The sequence below is a fragment of the Flagellimonas onchidii genome, from assembly GCF_004804315.1.
Lineage (GTDB): Bacteria > Bacteroidota > Bacteroidia > Flavobacteriales > Flavobacteriaceae > Flagellimonas > Flagellimonas onchidii.
Genome location: NZ_SRXX01000056.1, coordinates 1 through 602, shown reverse-complemented (window position 1 = coordinate 602; position 602 = coordinate 1). Strand labels below are relative to the sequence as shown.

Annotated in this window: 1 protein-coding gene; it reads left to right on the top strand. The window is 32.2% G+C overall.

Annotation, left to right across the window (positions count from 1 at the left end; translation table 11 throughout):
- The first annotated feature begins 177 nt into the window (after nt 1–177).
- A complete protein-coding gene (locus tag E4661_RS18970) occupies nt 178–504 on the top strand; it encodes a hypothetical protein (protein ID WP_136469035.1) in 327 nt (108 codons plus the stop codon).
- Nucleotides 505–602: the final 98 nt, after the last annotated feature.

The window sequence follows — 602 nt, the reverse complement described above, 5'->3', positions numbered from 1 at the left end:
TTTGCAGACTTTTGAGGATTCCATACTTTTAGCAAAAGAAAAGCTCATCGAATACAATGAGCTTAAAGGTTCTTTTCAAGTGTCAGATTAACCACAACTGTCAGGTTAAGTAGTGGCTAGTACAAATTAAGCGATTTTTACCTGGACAAAAAGAAAACATGTTCGGCTATTTATTCAATGATATATCAAGATGGCGTTTCTCACGCAATAAGTTATCTACATTTTAAGACTAAAACAGGTCAAACATATAATCCAATAGAGCTGATGGATCAATTAGTAATTTATGAAGAAGAAATAAGAAAAAAATTATCCAAAAATAGAAACTACATGGATTTAGCTTATGTCAATGGATATATCGAAGGCTTAGCTATTCCAATGTTTTATGATGAAATAAAAGATTTCCCGTTTCATTTTTTATACGGAGTTGGACCAACAAACGATTCCAAAATGGCGTATGAAACATATGAAAAAGATATTATTTGTACTAGCCACTACTTAACCTGACAGTTGTGGTTAATCTGACACTTGAAAAGAACCTTTAAGCTCATTGTATTCGATGAGCTTTTCTTTTGCTAAAAGTATGGAATCCTCAAAAGTCTGCA